14 protein-coding genes, 1 tRNA gene and 1 pseudogene are annotated in these 18,648 nt (G+C 39.3%); 14 read left to right on the top strand and 2 right to left on the bottom strand.

The genetic code is table 11. From position 1 onward, the window contains the following. Window positions 1–100 precede the first annotated feature (100 nt). Window positions 101–173: transfer RNA gene (locus tag HMPREF3230_RS02035), tRNA-Ala, on the bottom strand. Between the two features lie 93 nt (window positions 174–266). Further along, window positions 267–947: a DedA family protein gene (locus HMPREF3230_RS02030; protein WP_075523320.1), complete on the bottom strand. Its 681-nt coding sequence runs from the start codon at window positions 945–947 to the stop codon at window positions 267–269. Between the two features lie 281 nt (window positions 948–1,228). Between HMPREF3230_RS02030 and HMPREF3230_RS02025 the strand changes: the two genes are divergently transcribed. From HMPREF3230_RS02025 to pstB, 14 genes and pseudogenes are all read left to right on the top strand, one after another. Continuing rightward, complete coding sequence (locus HMPREF3230_RS02025; protein WP_075523319.1) at window positions 1,229–1,897, top strand: teichoic acid transporter; 669 nt, start codon at window positions 1,229–1,231, stop codon at window positions 1,895–1,897. 329 nt (window positions 1,898–2,226) lie between these two features. Next, window positions 2,227–2,496 carry a 30S ribosomal protein S15 gene (rpsO, locus tag HMPREF3230_RS02020; protein WP_004109774.1) on the top strand — a complete coding sequence of 90 codons (270 nt, stop codon included), beginning with the start codon at window positions 2,227–2,229 and terminating at the stop codon, window positions 2,494–2,496. A gap of 379 nt (window positions 2,497–2,875) precedes the next feature. Then, window positions 2,876–5,713: a polyribonucleotide nucleotidyltransferase gene (locus HMPREF3230_RS02015; protein WP_075523318.1), complete on the top strand. Its 2,838-nt coding sequence runs from the start codon at window positions 2,876–2,878 to the stop codon at window positions 5,711–5,713. 177 nt (window positions 5,714–5,890) lie between these two features. Further along, window positions 5,891–6,754 (top strand): aldo/keto reductase, encoded by an 864-nt coding sequence (locus HMPREF3230_RS02010; protein WP_075523317.1) that lies wholly within the window; start codon window positions 5,891–5,893, stop codon window positions 6,752–6,754. Between the two features lie 40 nt (window positions 6,755–6,794). Beyond that, window positions 6,795–7,760, top strand: a complete 966-nt coding sequence (locus HMPREF3230_RS02005) for a purine nucleoside phosphorylase YfiH/LACC1 family protein (protein ID WP_075523316.1) — start codon at window positions 6,795–6,797, stop codon at window positions 7,758–7,760. Between the two features lie 12 nt (window positions 7,761–7,772). Continuing rightward, complete coding sequence (locus HMPREF3230_RS02000; protein WP_075523315.1) at window positions 7,773–8,444, top strand: pyroglutamyl-peptidase I; 672 nt, start codon at window positions 7,773–7,775, stop codon at window positions 8,442–8,444. Between the two features lie 161 nt (window positions 8,445–8,605). Next, complete coding sequence (locus HMPREF3230_RS01995; protein ID WP_075523314.1) at window positions 8,606–10,105, top strand: coiled-coil domain-containing protein; 1,500 nt, start codon at window positions 8,606–8,608, stop codon at window positions 10,103–10,105. A gap of 191 nt (window positions 10,106–10,296) precedes the next feature. Beyond that, window positions 10,297–11,601, top strand: a complete 1,305-nt coding sequence (locus HMPREF3230_RS01990; RefSeq protein ID WP_075523323.1) for a C1 family peptidase — start codon at window positions 10,297–10,299, stop codon at window positions 11,599–11,601. Between the two features lie 360 nt (window positions 11,602–11,961). Continuing rightward, on the top strand, window positions 11,962–13,143 hold the full coding sequence (locus HMPREF3230_RS01985; RefSeq protein ID WP_075523313.1) for a 3-deoxy-7-phosphoheptulonate synthase: 1,182 nt from the start codon (window positions 11,962–11,964) through the stop codon (window positions 13,141–13,143). Window positions 13,144–13,194: 51 nt separating this feature from the next. Continuing rightward, entirely contained in the window at window positions 13,195–13,896 is a 702-nt protein-coding gene (gene mtnN, locus HMPREF3230_RS01980; RefSeq protein ID WP_075523312.1) for a 5'-methylthioadenosine/S-adenosylhomocysteine nucleosidase, read from the top strand. A 307-nt stretch (window positions 13,897–14,203) separates the two neighbouring features. Further along, the gene (gene pstS, locus HMPREF3230_RS01975; RefSeq protein ID WP_075523322.1) at window positions 14,204–15,415 is read left to right on the top strand and encodes a phosphate ABC transporter substrate-binding protein PstS; all 1,212 of its coding nucleotides are present in this window, start codon (window positions 14,204–14,206) and stop codon (window positions 15,413–15,415) included. 83 nt (window positions 15,416–15,498) lie between these two features. After that, window positions 15,499–16,479: pseudogene (gene pstC, locus HMPREF3230_RS06585) on the top strand (phosphate ABC transporter permease subunit PstC); the annotation flags it as partial. 45 nt (window positions 16,480–16,524) lie between these two features. Further along, window positions 16,525–17,556: a phosphate ABC transporter permease PstA gene (gene pstA / locus HMPREF3230_RS06580; RefSeq protein WP_075523321.1), complete on the top strand. Its 1,032-nt coding sequence runs from the start codon at window positions 16,525–16,527 to the stop codon at window positions 17,554–17,556. Between the two features lie 122 nt (window positions 17,557–17,678). Further along, on the top strand, window positions 17,679–18,458 hold the full coding sequence (gene pstB / locus HMPREF3230_RS01965; RefSeq protein ID WP_075523311.1) for a phosphate ABC transporter ATP-binding protein PstB: 780 nt from the start codon (window positions 17,679–17,681) through the stop codon (window positions 18,456–18,458). Window positions 18,459–18,648 lie beyond the last annotated feature (190 nt).

Genomic DNA, 18,648 nt, shown 5'->3' with positions numbered 1-18,648 from the left:
CTTATTTTTGTCTATTTCCAAAATCTAATAAAATGTATTGCTATATACCAAAATATAAAACAAAAAGCCCACTGCGGTGGAATGAATGCAGTGGGCTTCGTGGAGCTAATGGTAATCGAAACCACGACCTCTTCGATGCGAACGAAGCGCTCTACCAACTGAGCTATAGCCCCAAAGTCTTACGACAACTCGACAAGTCTACTACAAAGTAAGTTTAAGCACAATATTTATAGCAGATTTGTGAAATTGGAGTGTTGTTCTTGGCTTTAACTTTCTTGATTTTTCTTTGCTTTGCGTGCTGCATGCGCTTTATATAATCCAATGAATGTTGGTATAAGTGACATTAACAAGATTGCAACGATTACTAGTTCAAAATTATTTTGAACAAACGGTATATTCCCGAAGAAATATCCTAATAATGTAAATAGTGAAGACCATGTTATGCCTCCTATAACTGAAAATGGAGTGAAACGAGTCCACTTCATTCCAGAAATTCCCGAAATAAAAGGCATGAACGTACGAATAAATGGGAAAAATCGTCCTAAAAATACTGCTGCAGGACCCCACTTATCTATCATTTTTTCTGTTTTTTCAATTCTTTCAGGAGTAAGAGCCTTAACTATTCCTGATTCAATGATTTTTTTGCCGAAGAAGTGACCAATTAAATAATTGCATTGATCGCCAATAATTGGAGCAAGCCATACAACAGCAAGCAATAATGGCAAAGGTAGCGCGCTGTGACCGGTTTGCGCGTCTGGAGCAGCGAAGAATCCGGATGCAAATAATAGCGAATCGCCTGGTAAGAATGGGAAAAATACTACGCCTGTTTCTATAAAAATAACTAAGAATATCAATCCTAATGCTGGAGCTATGCCCATAGCAATCCATCCAGCTATTGCTGAGCGCGGATCTTTTAGTAAGTTGATAATAAAGTGAATAAATCCCATAAAAATCCTGTCGTTGGCTGCAACGGGTAAATAAACGTTGCATTGTCAATAAACTCGGATTACTAATTATATTGCAATGCTTCAACTTGTTGTTTTAGCTGTTTTAGTTGTTTTAGTTTTTCAAGTTGTTTTAGTTATGTGGTGCTGTTTTAGTTATGTGTTGTTGTTTAATTTTAACGACATCTTGAGTTTAGTTAAATAAAATGATTAAAATAAAACGAAACATGTAAGTAAAATATTTGTAAGTTTGGGTTGGAAATGCAAAAGGAGTTTTGCGAAGCATGAAATCCGATGTGAATAGTGATGAAAAATCTAAGTCTGATTCTGAAAATTATACTATTTCCAGTTCAGTGGATTTGTCAAAATCAGATGACGAACTTTCTATGGCGGATATTTCTCGCAAAAATGCGAATCCTGTTAGTTTTGTGTCGTATGCAATTGTTTTACTTATTGCAATTATTTTTCCGTATTGGGCTGGACGAACTCTCGCTGCTCAAAGTACAACTTGGGTTATAAATCATACATCTTTTCTTTCTCCTATTGGAGTTTTGTTTATTTCGTGGATTATAACTGTATCTTTATTTACTTGCATAGCTATGGCTGTTATTGAGCCAAAACAATGGATTTGGAGATGCGCTCTGATTGTATTTTTGGCACTTGAACAGTTTATTGCTGGATTGTGTTTATTGCGTTTAAGTTTTTGGTATTCAACTCATGTTGTCTATGGATCTGCAGCTTCACTAGCTAATGCTGCTAATTTAGGAATTATTTCTGCAGGTTTGTCTGTTGCTGTGTTTGCTATATTATTTGTAGGCTTGCTTGTAGTTGTTCCTAAAAAATCAAAATTGAATGTATTTACTCGAAGCTGGGCATCGTTTATTCTGTTCTTTGCTATTGAAGTTATTGCAATAATAATAGTAATTTTTGGCGGTTTTATGACTGCTATGTAAGTTTTATTCTTACATATACGTAAATCTTGTGTTTATCGTATTTTTGTAAGTTTATTTGTATTGTATGATTCTTGTAATTCTTTCGTATGCGTGTGTTGTGTAGCTTGTTTAGCTTTATTACTTTATCTTTATTACTTATAGTTTTAGTTTGTTTTAGTTCGTTTATCTAGGTACTAAATTTATAAGATTTTATATCTATTTTCTATATGTTGCATTGTACTTTTGTTCTAGCGTGTCTGTAGTATAGAGATTTGGCGTGTAACGCCCGCGGATTCACAAGCGCTACAGCAAAGGTTGTAGCACCGCGCAGTGATTATAAGGAGGACGCCGTGGCATTAACGGCTGAAGATAAGAAGAATATCATCAATGAATACGCGACGCACGAGGGTGACACGGGTTCCCCAGAGGTGCAGGTTGCTTTGCTTAGCAAGCGTATTGCTGACCTCACTGAGCACTTGAAAGAGCACAAGCACGATCATCATTCTCGTCGTGGTTTGTTGCTTATGGTTGGCGATCGTCGTCGTCTTCTTGATTACTTGAAGCGCGTTGACATCAATCGTTATCGTTCTTTGATTGAGCGACTCGGATTACGTCGATAGTCTTGTGACCCAGGTGTTATTATGCCTGGGTCTTTTATTTGATTTCTGTGATTTGTTTAGTATTGTTCCGTTTGTTAAGATTTTTGATTTGTTAAGATAAAATTTGTGAATTCGTTAAGATGAATAAGATGAAATAACTTGTGATGATTCGCGATGACTTGTGATTACTCGTGATTTTGTGGATATTTAAGATTTATAACTGAAGATTTAAAACATAATTGAATACGGATGATTGAAGTAACCGAAACAAAAAACACTACGAAATATTGGCGCATAATATTCAAGCATTGTGAAATTTGTACAGATAGCAACAATACGAAGTCGCCAATGTTACTACGCATGTTGGTTGGTTAGGTAAGTTAAAGAAAAGGAGGAACCCGTGGAGGGTCCCGAAATTAAGGCTGTAGAAGCCGTTATTGATAATGGTTCATTTGGTAAGCGTACGTTACGCTTTGAAACTGGTCGCCTTGCACAGCAAGCTGATGGAGCTGTGGCGGCATATTTGGATGATGATTCCATGATTTTGTCTACGACGACTGCAGGATCTAGTCCAAAAGAAAACTACGATTTCTTCCCTCTAACTGTTGATGTGGAAGAAAAGATGTATGCTGCTGGCAAAATTCCAGGATCTTTCTTCCGCCGTGAAGGACGTCCTTCAAATGAAGCAACTTTGGCATGCAGGATTATAGATCGCCCATTGCGTCCATTATTCCCACATACTCTACGTAATGAAGTTCAGGTTGTTGAAACAATTTTGGCAATAAATCCTGACGATGCATACGATGTAATCGCATTGAATGCTGCATCTGCATCTACTATGATTTCTGGTTTGCCATTTGAAGGTCCAGTTTCTGGTGTCCGTTTGGCGCTGATTGACGGTCAGTGGGTTGCGTTCCCACGTTGGAGTGAGCGTGAGCGTGCTGTTTTCGAGATTGTTGTTGCAGGTCGAGTGATTGAAAATGGCGATGTAGCTATTGCAATGATTGAAGCAGGTGCCGGTAAGAACGCTTGGACTTTGATTTACGATGAAGATCAAACTAAGCCTGATGAGGAAGTTGTTGCTGGTGGTTTGGAAGCTGCTAAGCCTTTTATTAAAGTAATTTGCGATGCTCAAAATGAGTTGAAGCGTATTGCATCTAAGGAAACTAAGGAATTCCAGCTTTTCCCAGAGTATACTGATGAGCTTTATTCTCGCATTGATGAGATTGCTCATAAAGATTTGGACGAAGCTCTTTCTATTGCTGAAAAATTGCCTCGTCAAGAGCGCATTGAGCAAATCAAGGAAGGCGTTCGCACAACTCTTGCTGAAGAGTTCACTGATATGGATGATGCTGAGAAAGAAAAAGAACTTGGCAATGCGTTCAAGGAATTGCAACGTCAAATTGTTCGCCGCCGTATCTTAACTCAAGATTATCGTATTGACGGTCGCGGCTTACGTGATATTCGTACTCTTAGTGCTGAAGTTGATATCGTACCTCGCGTTCATGGTTCTGCATTATTCCAACGTGGTGAAACTCAGATTTTGGGCGTAACTACTTTGAACATGTTGAAGATGGAGCAGCAGGTTGATGCGCTTTCTGGCCCACAAACCAAGCGATACATGCATAATTATGAAATGCCTCCATATTCCACTGGTGAAACTGGTCGCGTTGGTTCTCCAAAGCGCCGTGAAATTGGTCACGGTGCGTTAGCGGAAAAGGCTTTAGTTCCAGTTCTTCCAACTCGCGATGAGTTCCCATACGCTATTCGTCAGGTTTCTGAGGCTATTGGATCTAATGGTTCAACATCTATGGGTTCTGTTTGCGCTTCAACGCTTTCCTTACTAGCTGCAGGAGTTCCTTTGAAAGCTCCAGTTGCAGGTATTGCTATGGGCTTAGTTTCTGGAGATGTTGATGGAAAGCATATTTTCAAAACATTAACAGATATTTTGGGTGCAGAAGATGCTTTTGGCGATATGGATTTCAAGGTAGCTGGTACTTCTGAATTTATTACTGCTTTGCAACTTGATACCAAGCTTGATGGTATTCCAGCTGATATTTTGGCTTCTGCTTTACAGCAAGCTCATGAAGCTCGTGCAACTATTCTTGAAGTTATTAACGAGTGCATTGATTGCCCAGCAGAAATGAGTCCATTTGCTCCTCGTATTATTACAACAACAATTCCTGTTGATAAGATTGGCGAAGTAATTGGCCCTAAGGGTAAGATGATTAACCAGATTCAGGAAGAAACTGGCGCTGAGATTGCAATTGAAGATGATGGTACTGTCTATATTTCTTCTGAAGGCGGTGAAGCTGCTGCTAAAGCTAAAGAAATCATTGATTCTATTGCAAACCCTCGTATTCCAAAAGCTGGTGAAACCTTTACAGGTAAAGTTGTTAAAACTACAAGTTTTGGTGCGTTTGTTAATTTAACTCCTGGAACTGATGGATTATTGCATATTTCTCAAGTTCGCAATTTGGCAAATGGTTCTCGAATCGACACTGTTGAAGATGTGCTTAAAGAAGGCGATAACGTTGAGGTTATAGTGCAGAGCGTAGATGAGCGCGGCAAGATTTCCTTGGCTATCCCAGGCTATGAGGATCAAGAAACTTCTGCGCCTTCTCCTCGTGAGAATCGTGGGCGTTCATCTAGAGATGATCGCGAAAATCGTGGTGATTCTCGTGGAGATTATCGCGCTACTCGTTCTCGTGCTTCGCGAGATGATCGTGAGGATCGCGAGGATCGTCCGCGCCGCCGAGTATCTCGCGAGGATTTAGACGATCGTGAGAATCGTGAGAATCGTGAAAATCGTGAGAATCGTTATAGCGATCGTGATAGTAGATATGATGATCGTGATTCTAGAGATGCGCGAGATAGTCGCCGCGATAGTAGATATGATGAGAGCGATTTTGAGGATCGTCCGCGCCGCCGCGCGCCGCGAGAGGATCATGATGATTTAGATTCTAGAGATGCGCGAGATAGTCGTGATTCTAGAGATAATCGTGATAATCGCGACAATCGTCGTGATAACCGCGAAGAAGATCGTGATTCGCGTTATGCAAATCGCTCTGATCGCACGAATCGCCGTGTTTCAATGGATCGTAGATCAACAGAACGCAATCCTCGCTATGCTGCTGACGATAATCATTATGATGAATATCGTTCATCTCGCGAGAATCGCACTGAGCGTCCGCGCCGTAGAGTGCGCCGCGATTTTGATCCGTTTGATGAAGACTAATCTCATTTAACGAAGACTAATCTCATAAAACTTATAAAATTTTAGATTTTAAAATCTAAAGTTATGAAATGCCTTCAAGCTTTTTGCGCTTGGAGGCATTTGTTATTTCGCGAATAGTTATTACTTACAATTATTATTACAACTAATACTTATCATTTATAAACATGGGGTGCAGATATGCTTATGAATCGCACAATAGGCTCTTTTAATACAACAGCTATTGGTTTTGGTGAGATGCCTCTTACGATTGAAAATAATCTTGGTCACAATATGGGCATTGAAACTATTCATGCTGCTCTTGATGCAGGTTGTACGCATATTGATACTGCATGGGCATACTATTGTTCAGGAGGAGAAGAGCAAACTGGTGAAAAACTTGTGCGCGAAGCTTTAAGCACGTGGAATGGTGATAAATCTTCTATTTTAGTTGCAACGAAAGTTGGACATTTTCGTAATTTCACTGAAGGACGTCCAACGTGGGGTAAAGATGGTAATCCTGAACATTTAATACTTCGAGCTAAAGAATCTGCTATGGCTCTTGGCGTAGATACAATTGATTTACTTTATTTTCATAGGCCAGATCCGTGTGTTCCGTACAATGAGTCAATTGAAGCTATGAAGCAGCTTTTAGATGAAGGAGTTGCTAAAGAAATAGGTATATCAAATGCGTCTGTTGAGCAAATTGATATTGCTCGCAGCATTCTTGGCAAAAAGCTTGTTGCAGTTCAAAATCAATATTCTCCAGTTCATCTAGAAAATGAAGATACTTTGAAATATTGCGAAAAACTCGGTATTGCTTTCGTTTGTTGGAGTCCTTTAGGAGGATTTCGTCACCCATATGACGATCATCTTTTTGATCCTTTCCGTAAAGTTGGTGAAGCTCACAAAGTAAGTTATCAGCAGGTTGTTTTGGCGTGGGAGCTTGCAAAAGGAAATCATGTGTTTGTGATACCGGGAGCGCATCGTCCTGCAACGATTTTGGATAGTTTGAAAGCTTCGCAATTGCAATTAAGCGATGAAGAATTAGCTTATTTATCTTAATAGAAGAATTAGCTTATTTATCTTAAAAGAAAGCAGAAAAATGCAAGAAACTAGTGTAACTGGTATGCCTATTGCTCAAGTTGACGATGAAGGTATACCAATTCCTGTAACTATTCCGATTGTTTTAGGTGAGCGCACTCGTGCTGTTTTTACAACGCGATTGGGTGGTGTTTCTGAAGGTGATTTTGCGTCATTAAATCTTGGTGGTCGTGGCGGAGATAATCCTGAAGCTATTTTTAGTAATCGTTTTGCGTTACGCAGGACTTTGCAAGCTGACTTGTGTTTGGTTAGTCAAGTTCATGGGAAAGAAGTTTTTGATTCTGATAATATAATAAATTCGTTTAACACGAATTATGGGTTTGATGCTACAGGTTTTGCGGATTTAAAATTAAAAATTGATGCAGATGCACAAGTTTCTACTTTAAGTTCTCTAGCTTTAGGTATGTTTGCAGCAGATTGTTTGCCTGTTTTGCTTGCAGATGATTATGCTGGTGTGATTGCTGCAGCTCATTGTGGAAGAAAAGGTCTTATGGCTGGTGTGCTTGAGGCTACTATTGATGCTATGTGCAAAAAGGGTGCTGATCTCGCGCGCATAACAGCAGTTTTAGGCCCTTGCATTTGTGCAAATTGTTATGAAGTTGGCAATGATATTGCTCGCGATTTTGAGCGTAGATATCCGCAAACAGTTTCACGCACTAGATTTGGTGGAGTTGGTATTGATATTGCTGAAGCTGCACGTATAGATTTAGCTCTTGCTGGTGTTTCTAATATTGTTGATTCTTTGCCTAGAGTTGACGCTGCAACAAAATATTTATCTGAAGATGTTGAATTAAAAGAAATTTGTGATTCTGATTGTGAAGGATCTTCTTTGGAAGAAAGATTGAAGACTCTTGATAATCCTCTTTGCACTTTTGAAAATCCGCTTTGGTATTCTCATCGCCGTGCAGTTGTTTCTGGCAAATCTCACGAAGGAAGATTGCTTGCGCTTATAATCAAAGACAAGTAGAAGGCTAAAATTATGCAACAAATAAACATAGTGATTTCTGGATTTGGGCCTTATGCGGATCTTGAAATAAATCCTTCTTTTGAAGTCCCGAGTGCGCTATCAAAAATGGAAAGTGATCAATTTTCTATTTCAAGTGATGTGAATATAAGAGTAACATCTGTGATGCTTCCAATAAGTTTTGCTAATTCTTGGCCTGAATTATTAGAAACAATCGAGAAAGAGAATGCGAATATTGTGATTTCGACAGGTGTAAAACATTCTGCTCGTGGAGTGCAATTAGAGCGTTGCGCAACGAATATGATGGATACAAAAATGCCTGATGTTGATAATCGCCGTCCTCAGCGTATGTCTATTGTTGATAATGGTCCAGCTGCTTATTGGACTCGTTTGCCATTGCGCATGATTTTGAATGATTTTGCTCGTGAGGGTATTGCATCTACTTTAAGTTCTGATGCTGGGACTTACGTATGTAATTCACTTTTCTACAGATTATTAAACTGGTCTACTAATAATCACGATAGGAAATTGTTAGCTGGATTCGTTAGTTTTCCTCCTGTTGTTGCATCTCATGATGCTCGTCATGGTTTACCTTTGCAATTGCAAATTAAAGCTGGTCAAGATATTGTAAGTGAAGCTGTGAAATATTATTTGAAACCTTCGTCTTTAAACATGCTACTTGAGTAGTTTATTGAAGATGTATACAGAGAAGAATAAAAGATATTTTTCTAAAATACGTAGTGCGCGACACGCCCGAGTCTTTTGTGCTAGTAAGTGATAGCGTTAGTGCTGATATATGCGTGCGCAGCTTAGCATGTTGCGCTATGTTGGTTTGTGAAAGGAATGCCATGGTGGATCGATTTTCCGTTGCTTTACGCGGATACGACAAAGAAGAAGTAAATAAAGCTATCGCAAACTATGAGCGCACGGTAGCACGTTTGCGAGAACAAGTACGTTCTAGTGATGAATCTATTTTGCAACTTCAAGCACAATTGCAAGAAGAAAAGAATAATGTTAAGCGTGCAAAAAATGGTAGTACTTTTGCTTCTCTAGGTGCTAATGCTCAGCAATTATTGGCTTCTGCAGAACAAACAAGTGCTCAATTATTAGAGCGTGCTAAACAGGATGCTGCATCTATTAAAAAGAATGCTCGTGCTCAAGCTGGAACTTTATTAAATAATGCAAAATTAGATGCTGAGCATTTGTTGCAGGAATCGCAAACTAAAGCAGATACTTTACTTTCAAATGCGACTAAAAAATCTGAACAGATGTTGAACGCTGCTAAAGAGGATTCTGAAAGACTTCGTTCTTCTGCTCAAAGGGATGTTGACGCTCAACGCGATTCAACAACTTTGGAATTAAATAATGCTCGCGAAGAACATAATAAGAAGATGGCTTCTGAATTATCTCAGCAGGAGCGAAATATTGCTGAAATGAAAGCAGAGGCTGCTAAGGCAATAGCTCAACAGCGTTCAGCTGCAAATGAAGAGATTGCGCACGCTAAAGCTGAAACTAATGATCAAATTGAAACTGCTCTTTCTGAAGCAAATAAAAAGTTAGCTGATATGCGAGAGCGTGCTTCAAAAATGATGGCTGAAGCTCAGCGTAAAGCTGGTGAAATTACTGATGCTGCTAGCGCTAAAGCACAAGAAATTGCTGATGCTGCTCAAGTAGAGCGAACTAAGACTATGAGTCAAGTTAGTGCAGAAGTTGAGCAGATTCGCGCTGATATTGCTCAACAGCAAGATGAGGCAACTAAAAAGGTGGATGCTTTACTTTTAGGTTTGAAAGATCGGCAGAGAGCTGCACAAGAAGAAGCTGATGCGTTAATTGCTCGTGCAAAATCTATTCATCAAGATGCAGATGATTATGCTGCTCAAACTCATAAGTCTGCAGATGAGCAAGCTGCACAAATAGTTAGAAAAGCTATGAAAGAAGCAACTGAACAAGTTGAAGAGCGTAGGGGTGCTGCTCAGCAGGAGCTAGATGGCATGACTGCTAGATTGAATCAATTGCAGCATCGTGAAGCTACTATTACGCAGCGTGTTACAGAATTGCGCTCGCTATTTACTAACGCTTTTGCAGGTTTTGATTTTGGAGATTCAAAGCAGCAAAATTCTGATGATGAGTCTACGAATTTGAATGATAGTTTTGAAAGTTTAGATGAGTCTGCAGGTAATTCTTTGGCTGATTCTGTAGAAGGTTCAGCTGATGTGCATAATTCTGGTGTGAACGCTGAAGTGGACTCTGATGCTCAGCGTGAAGTTCGGCGTGATGCTCAGCGTGAGGTTCAGGCTGCTCTTGCTGAATCAGCTGAATCATCTGAATCAGAAGATTCGCGAGAGTAAGTTTGCTCTTTGCTCTGGCTGATTATTATAGTGCTAGTTGATATTAGCTTTATATGGTTGATGTTGTTTTATGCTAGCGCTTACTTGTGTTTTTAAGAAAACAATTAAACAATTTAGATAATTAAATAGTTAGAAAATTAGATAATTAGAAAGGTTAGAAATTGGTTGCTCTTACTTCTTTAACTAGTGAGATGTTACAGGATTTGCGTGAGGATTTTGATAATAATCCTTTGAATCGCTTGGCAATGAACAGTGTTACTGCTGCTGGTATTGATAAAGTTGCATTAAATTATGATAGATCTCGTCTTTTGCAGCGCCGTTTTTCAACAATTGTAGATAATGCAGATGCAAGGCATCAGGATCATTCTGGTCGTTGCTGGTTGTTTAGTTCTTTGAATGTTGCGCGTTTTGTTGCTAAGAAATCGTTGAAAGTTAAAGATTTTGAGTTTTCTCAGAATTACGCTATGTATTATGACAAGCTTGAAAGAGTAAATTATTTCCTTAATGATGTTGCTGCTCTTGTGCGTGCTGGCGAGCCAAATGATTCTCGTTTGTTGCAACATTTGCTTCACGATGTTATGGGCGATGGTGGTCAGTGGACTATGGCTATGAACGTCTATAAGAAGTATGGCGCTGTTCCTAAAGATTTGTATCCAGAAACTGAGTCTTCTAAAGACACTGATGCTATGAATACTCAGTTGCGTAAGTTGTTACATACTGCAGTTGCGCATATGTATGCGAATTCTGCTGATATTGATGACATTATTTCAAATACTGTTGCAGCAGGGCATAGGATTTTGACGATTCATTTAGGTCAGCCACCAAAGAGTTTTGATTGGGAGTGGACTGATGAGGATGGAAACTTCCATAGAGATGGCGAGATTACTCCTGTTGAGTTTTGGAAGAAATATGTTACTGCTGGTTTAGAGGATTATGTGTGCTTAGTAGACGATCCTCGTGCAGAACATCCTAAGGGTAAGAAGATTGCTATTGAGCACTTGGGTAATGTTGCTGGTGGGGATGCTACAGAGTATTTGAATGTTCCAAATCAATTTATGAAAGATTGTGTGAGGAAGATTCTTGTTGAGCAGGGTATTCCTGTTTGGTTTGGTGCAGATTGCCATCCTATGATGGATCGCGTTAATGGTGCTTGGGCTACTGACTTATTTGAATATGATCGTGTTTATGGCGTTGATTTTGATTTGAATAAGGAAGATCGCGTGCGTTTTGCTGATTCTGCTATGAATCATGCTATGGCTTTTGCTGGCGTTGATGTTGCTGATGATGGAACAACTACTCGCCGTTGGCGTGTTGAGAACTCTTGGGGGGCGGATATTGCGGATAAGGGTTACTTCACTATGAGCGATGATTGGTTTAGTGAGTATGTGTATGAAGTTGCAGTGCCTAAGTCGCTTTTGCCGGAAGAATATCGCAAAGCACTTCAAGAGCCAGCAATTGTTTTACCGGCATGGGATCCAATGGGCGCATTAGCATAGCTTGAAATCATTAGGATTTCAAGCTAACCTAATGCGCCGCGCTCACTATTGTGAAAAGCACGGTGTGCTTTTCGCGTGAGCGCGGCGGTACGCGTTCTTAAAACGCGTACCGGCCACATTAAGTTGGTGTTTTGGTTTGGTTCGCGATGTTGTATTGGTTGGGAGCTTTGGAGTAGGCTAATTTCACTAGGAAATTAGCCTACTCCAAAGCTCTGAGCCGCTTAGTGCAGAAGCACGGTGTGCTTTTCGCGTGAGCGCGGCGGTACGCGTTCTTAAAACGCGTACCGACCACATTAAGTTTGTGGACTTACAACGCAAGCTCGGACTATGCCGAGTGTGTTTTTATTAGGATGGTTGTAAATGGAATCTACTTTTGAGAAACGTAACGCACTTGCTGTTAAGAAAGCTGTTGAAGAGGAGAAAGATCCATTTAATTCTGCTAAATTCATGCGTTGGGAAGATAGAGTTGGTGTTGATCGCATTATTAACCGCCGTGTACTAGAGCTTGAACCGTTGCCAACTCCTGCAAAAGTTCTTGGAGAATTGCCATTATCTAAATGTGCACAAGATATTGTTGCTCAATCGCGTGATGAGATTCGAAGCTGCTTGAATGGCGATGATGATCGTTTGCTTGTAATTGTTGGACCTTGTTCTGTGCATGATCCTAAGGCGGCGCTTGATTATGCTGAGCGTTTATCTAAACTTCGTAAGAAGCTTGAAAATGAGCTTTTAATAGTTATGCGAGTGTATTTTGAAAAGCCTCGTACGGCTCTTGGTTGGAAGGGTTTGATTAACGATCCAGATATTGATGGCACTCACGATATTCATAAAGGTTTGCTTTTAGCTCGCCGCACTTTACTTGGAGTTTTGGATGCTGGTTTGGCTGCAGCAACGGAGTTTTTAGAGCCAACTAGTCCACAGTTTATTGCTGATGCTGTAAGTTGGGGAGCAATAGGTGCAAGGAATACTGAGTCGCAGATTCATCGTCAGCTTGCTAGTGGTCTTTCTATGCCTGTTGGTTTTAAGAATGCTACTGATGGATCAGTTGTTGCTGCTGTAAATGGTTGTTTGGCTGCAAGTCAGCGTCATACTTTCTTTGGTATTGACCATCTTGGTAGGGCTTGTGCTGTTCAAACTCTTGGTAATCCTGATTGTCACGTTGTTTTACGTGGATCTAGTAAAGGTCCAAATTATGATGCTGCTTGCGTTGCTGCTGCAGTTGCATCTGTCCGATTAAGGCTTGGTACAAGTTGCATGGCTTCTAACGGTGTCGTGGTTGATTGTTCTCATGGAAATTCTGGTAAGGATGAGCATCGTCAAATTGAGGTTGTTCGTGAGATTGCTAAGCGTTTGGCTGAAGGTGAGCAGGGTATTAAAGGCGTTATGATGGAGAGTTTCTTAAAAGGTGGTAATCAAGATCCTGCTCCTCTTAGTGAGCTTGAATACGGCAAGTCTATTACTGATCGTTGTATTTCTTGGGAAGATACTGCTGCTTTGCTTAATACTCTTGCTTCGTCTGTATCTTCTCGCCGTAAATTGTAATCAAATATTTTGTTGAAAAATCATCAAGCTCAATGTAAAGGAAATAATTTTATGCATAATGTCGAAAGAGTTGCTATTGTTGGCGCTTTAGAAGAGGAAATTTCACATATCGCTAGTGAACTTAATGATGTAACTCATAAGAATTTTGCTAGTCTTGATGTATCTCAAGGGCAGCTTTTTAGTGTAAATCAAAGAAAAATTGATGTGGTTGCTACTGTTGGCGGAATGGGTTTAGTAAATGCTGCTGCAACTGTGCAATATCTTATTGACACTTATAATCCTCAAGCTGTAATTTTTTCTGGTATTGCTGGAAATCTTAATAAAAATTTACATACAAATGATGTTGTGCTTGGGCAAACATTAAAATATTTAGATACGGATATGCGTTTGATAGGTCAATGGAAACCTTTTACGAGCGAGTTCCATTCTGATGATTATTTGTTGCAAGTAGCTAATCAAGTGCTTAATAAAATGGGAATTACGCATATTTCGGGAACTATTGCTTCTGGTGGATATTTTGTTGATACTCCTTCAAAAGTTGCGGAAGTAATTGAAAAAACTCATGCAGATGCTGTTGAAATGGAAGGAGCTGCTGTACTTCATGTAGCAGCGCGTAATGATGTTCCAGCATTGATTGTGCGAGCAATGAGTGATAACGCGGATACAGAATACGAAACTTTCCATACTTTTGATATTTCAGAATATGCAGATACTGCTGCAAAAATTACAGTTAATATTATTCGTAATTTGTGATTTATGTTCGTATTAAAAATATATAGCTTTAATTGTTATATAAACGTTCGCCAGTAACTTTTCGACACGCCGTATTGGTTGCCGACTCCTTTCTTGTGCAAGTATTGAAATTCGTAGTGCTAAATGCCGTCACTTTTTGCAATATACGTATTTTTGCCGGTTAGGTTTAACCCACCTATTTATGATGATTGCGTTAATAAAAAAAGATAGGGTAAGTTAAGAAAATGCGCTCAATTCGCAATACGGCTATAGGAACGCGAAAGTGTGGTGGAGCGCAAGGCAATTCTTCGCGAAAGGAAAGAAGAATATGCGTAAAAATATGAACAAAATGAATATAATCAAGTTAATTCCAACAAAATTAAGTACTACAAAGCTAAGTACTACAAAATTAAGTACAAATAAAAGCATATTTAAGTTTCGCGCTGCTGCTGTAGCAGCGCTTACATTTGGCTTGTGCGCAACGTGCGCTGCTTGCGGAGATAACGTTCCTGCAGATAACACATCCGCATCCGGGTCTGCTAACACTAAAATTTCTGGAAATTTCCAAGGATCTGGAGCATCTTCTCAACAAGTTGCTGTGGAAGCTTGGATTGCAGGATTCCAAGCGAAAAATCCTGAAGCTAAAATCGCATATAATCCAACTGGTTCTGGCGCAGGAGTTACAACTTTTATGACTGGCGCTACAGCTTGGGCTGGATCAGATAAATTCTTAAGTAATGATGAAGTAAAGCAATCTAAATCAGTGTGTGCAAATGGAACTACTGCTTTCGATGTGCCTGTATATGTATCTCCTATTGCAATAGCATTTAATCTAAAAGGTGTTTCAGATGCAGGCAAGCATATTAACATGGATGCTTCTACGATAGCTAAAATTTTCGATGGGAAAATCACAAGTTGGGATGATGATGCTATTAAATCTCAAAATCCAGATATTTCTCTTCCGAATAAAGCTATTACTGTTGTACATCGTTCAGATAAGTCTGGCACAACTCAGAATTTCTTAAGCTACATAAAAGATGCAGCACCAAATGATTGGAAATATGACCTTTCTGAAAATTGGCCTAATAGCGTAGGTCAAGGAGCAAAAGGCACTTCTGGAGTAGTTTCAACAATACGTATGGCAGATGGCGCAATTGGATACGCTGATTTCTCTCAAGTAGGCAAATTAGGAACAGTTGCTGTGAAAGTTGCAGATACTTACAGTGCGATTTCAGCTGAAGGAGCATCTGCTACTCTCTCTGATTCTGATGTAGATACAGAAGCATTTGGTAAAAATCGCGTAGTTGTTAAAATAAATCATTTAACTAAAAAGCAAGGAGCTTATCCTATACTTCTTGTGTCTTATGACATTGCTTGCAATGCGTACAAAGACAAATCTACAGCGAAGTTTGTGAAATCATGGTTAAGTTATGTAGTTAGCAATGAAGGTCAGAATGCTGCCAGAAGTGCATCTGGTAGCGCGCCACTTCCACAAGATGTTGTAAGTAAAATAAACGCATCAATTCAATCTATTAAATGATAATTGTTATAAAGCTATAACATAGCTGAAAAAGCTAGAACATGTCTGATATTATTAAGACATTATCTGTAAAAGGAGCATGAGTGAGTTCTACGATGAATGTAGTTGCGGATGCGGATTCAAACAAGCAAGGTTTTTCGCGTAATCGTAGTATGCATACTTTAGATCACATATTTAAGTATGTTGCTTGTATTTGCGGTATTTTGATTTTGTTGATACTTGCAGCTGTAGCTATATTTTTGCTGTTTCGTGCAACTCCTTTGATTTTTGCAGATCGAAATCAACTTTCTAGCGTTTATGCGGATTTTACTGGGGGGAAATCACATAACTTCTTAAGTTATGTGATTCCTCTCATCTTCGGAACTGTTTTAATGTCTGCACTTGCTTTATGCTTTGCATTCTTTGTAGCTATTGGTATTGCGCTTTTCATATCTCATTACGCGCCTAAAAAAATCGTTCCTTTTCTAAGTTCAGTAGTGGATTTATTGGCTGCAATACCATCAGTTATTTATGGTTTATGGGGCGGGCTAGTTCTTGTTCCAGCTATGTACCCATTTTGGGATTGGATTTCGCGATTTTTGTCTTGGATTCCTTTATTTGCTGGTCCTGTTGCAAATCCTTCTAGGTGTGCTGCAACGGTTAGTCTTGTGCTTGCAGTAATGATTCTGCCAATTATAACTTCTATGGCTCGCGATATTTTCCAACAAGCTCCTCGTTTGCAACAAGAGGGTGCGCTCGCGCTAGGTGCTACAAAGTGGGAGATGATAAAGCTTGCAGTTTTGCCGTTTGCTAAATCTGGTATTGTTTCTGCTTCAATGCTAGGTCTTGGACGTGCTCTTGGTGAAACAATGGCAGTTTTGATGATTCTTTCTCCGGGATTTACTTTCGGAATCAATATTTTCAAGGCATCTCAAAATCAGACTATTGCTGCTAATATTGCAGCTCAATATCCTGAAGCAAATGGTTTAGGTGTGAGTGCGTTAATTGGCACAGGTCTTGTATTATTTGTTATTTCGTTTGTTGTAAATTTTGTTGCTAGAAAAATTGCTGTTAATACTAGCGCGAATCGACTAAATATATTTGCTAAATTTAAAAAGTTTGTTAAATCTATAAAATCAAAGAAACTTAATCAAGTTTCTTCGTCTGTTTCGTCTGTTTCGTCTGATTTAGTTTCTTCGTCTTCAACAAGTCCAGTTATAGATTTTGATAAATTTAGCCCAACAAGGTCATCTATTGCATTGCGTAAGCGCAAAGATTTTTTGATGCATGTGTTGATTTTTCTATCTTTTATTGTTGCAATTATTCCTTTGGCATCGTTGCTTTTAACAACAATCGTCCATGGTGTTAAACGATTTAACATAGATTTTTTGACTCATAATATGACTTATGTAGTTGGTGGAAATGCAACTGGCACAGGCGGTTATGGCGGAATTTTGCATGCTATTATTGGCACGCTTGAAATAACGCTTGGTGCTATGGTTATTTCAATTCCAATTGGCTTAATGTGTGCTGTTTATTTAATTGAATATGCTCATGGAAAAAGAATTGCGCGTGTAATTAACTTGATGGTTGATGTGATGAGTGGCATACCTTCTATCGTGGCCGGCTTATTTGCATTTTCTATGTTTGCTATTCTTTTAGGTCCTGGAACTATAAATGGTTTTGAAGGTTCAGTTGCACTTTCTATTCTTATGATTCCAACTGTTGTGAAGTCTGCTCAGGAAATGCTAAAAATTGTTCCTAATGATTTGCGTGAAGCTTCGTTAGCTTTAGGAGTAACAAAACAACGTACTATTACTAAAGTGGTTTTGCGTACAGCGTTGCCGGGAATTGTATCAGGATGCATTTTAGCTGTTGCGCGTGTAATTGGTGAAACAGCGCCACTTTTGATGGCTTCTGGATTTATTGCATCAACTAATTTTAATTTGTTTGAAGGTCAGATGACTACTTTGCCTGTATATGTTTATCAAGAGTATTCAAAGCTTTCTGCGAATTGCCCAGTTAATGCTCCTGATTCGTGCGTAACTACTATTCCAATGGAACGCGCTTGGTCTGCTGCTCTAGCTTTGATTGTGATCGTGTTATTGCTAAATATTATTGGTAGGGTAGTTGCTCGAGTGTTTTCAGTTAAAGCAAAATAGATTGAAATAGAGAAAAATAGATTGATTAGATTGAAATAGAGCAAAATAGAAATACAGAAGACGAAATAAGACGTAACAAGACTAAATAAGACGTAACAAATTTTTAGAAAGCGAGGATCGTAATGGGTCAGCGGATTGATGTGAAAAATTTGAACATCTATTATGGTGATTTTCTTGCTGTAGAGGATGTAAACATAAGCATTGAGCCTAATAAAGTTACGGCTTTTATAGGTCCTTCTGGCTGCGGAAAGTCTACTGTTTTACGAACTCTTGACAGAATGCATGAGATTACTCCTGGAGCGCGCGTAGAAGGTCAGGTCTTACTTGAAGGACGTGACTTATATGCTAAAGATGTTGATCCTGTAGCTGTGCGTAGAGATGTTGGAATGGTTTTTCAGCGCCCGAATCCTTTTCCAACTATGTCTATTCGTGAAAATGTTCTTGCTGGCGTTCGCTTGAATAATCGTAAAATTTCTAAGCAAGATGCTGATGATCTTGTTGAATGGGCTTTGCGTGGAGCGAACTTATGGAATGAAGTTAAGAATCGCTTAGATAAGCCTGGTATTGGTCTTTCTGGTGGTCAACAGCAGCGACTTTGCATTGCTAGAGCTGTTGCTGTGCATCCGCAAGTATTGCTTATGGATGAGCCATGCTCCGCACTGGATCCTATTTCTACTCTAGCTGTGGAAGATTTGATTAACGAGCTTAAAAATGATTACACGATTGTGATTGTAACTCACAATATGCAGCAGGCTGCTCGTGTTGCTGATTACACAGCATTCTTTAACTTGAAAGCTGTTGGCAAGCCGGGTCATTTAGAGTATTTTGCAGACACGACTACTATGTTTAATAATCCGCGTAATGCTGAAGCTGAGCGTTATATTTCCGGTCGTTTTGGGTGATTTTTACGTTTCTCTAAGATAAACTCCGAGAGCTCAGCCCATTTGATAGGCAAATCCCGTAAATGAACCTATAGGATTGTTTACAACGTATTCTTTGCTATTAGTTAGGCAGAGATTTAAGATTTTTCACACATGTTTTTTCCATATGTGTGTATTTCTACATACTAGTGAGTAATGGCTGTTACTTGTC

The sequence above is a fragment of the Gardnerella vaginalis genome (assembly GCF_001563665.1).
GTDB classification, from domain to species: Bacteria; Actinomycetota; Actinomycetes; order Actinomycetales; family Bifidobacteriaceae; genus Bifidobacterium; species Bifidobacterium vaginale_A.
Note: the sequence above shows the minus strand (reverse complement) of the source record. Positions and strands in the feature narration are given on the sequence as shown.

Bases quoted from the DNA above. Each gene is read 5' to 3' on its own strand.
- HMPREF3230_RS02030 (WP_075523320.1), bottom strand. From the start codon at position 947: ATGGGATTTATTCACTTTATTATCAACTTACTAAAAGATCCGCGCTCA.
- HMPREF3230_RS02025 (WP_075523319.1), top strand. From the start codon at position 1,229: ATGAAATCCGATGTGAATAGTGATGAAAAATCTAAGTCTGATTCTGAA.
- HMPREF3230_RS02010 (WP_075523317.1), top strand. From the start codon at position 5,891: ATGCTTATGAATCGCACAATAGGCTCTTTTAATACAACAGCTATTGGT.
- HMPREF3230_RS02005 (WP_075523316.1), top strand. From the start codon at position 6,795: ATGCAAGAAACTAGTGTAACTGGTATGCCTATTGCTCAAGTTGACGAT.
- HMPREF3230_RS02000 (WP_075523315.1), top strand. From the start codon at position 7,773: ATGCAACAAATAAACATAGTGATTTCTGGATTTGGGCCTTATGCGGAT.
- HMPREF3230_RS01995 (WP_075523314.1), top strand. From the start codon at position 8,606: ATGGTGGATCGATTTTCCGTTGCTTTACGCGGATACGACAAAGAAGAA.
- HMPREF3230_RS01990 (WP_075523323.1), top strand. From the start codon at position 10,297: ATGTTACAGGATTTGCGTGAGGATTTTGATAATAATCCTTTGAATCGC.
- HMPREF3230_RS01985 (WP_075523313.1), top strand. From the start codon at position 11,962: ATGGAATCTACTTTTGAGAAACGTAACGCACTTGCTGTTAAGAAAGCT.
- mtnN (WP_075523312.1), top strand. From the start codon at position 13,195: ATGCATAATGTCGAAAGAGTTGCTATTGTTGGCGCTTTAGAAGAGGAA.
- pstS (WP_075523322.1), top strand. From the start codon at position 14,204: ATGCGTAAAAATATGAACAAAATGAATATAATCAAGTTAATTCCAACA.
- pstB (WP_075523311.1), top strand. From the start codon at position 17,679: ATGGGTCAGCGGATTGATGTGAAAAATTTGAACATCTATTATGGTGAT.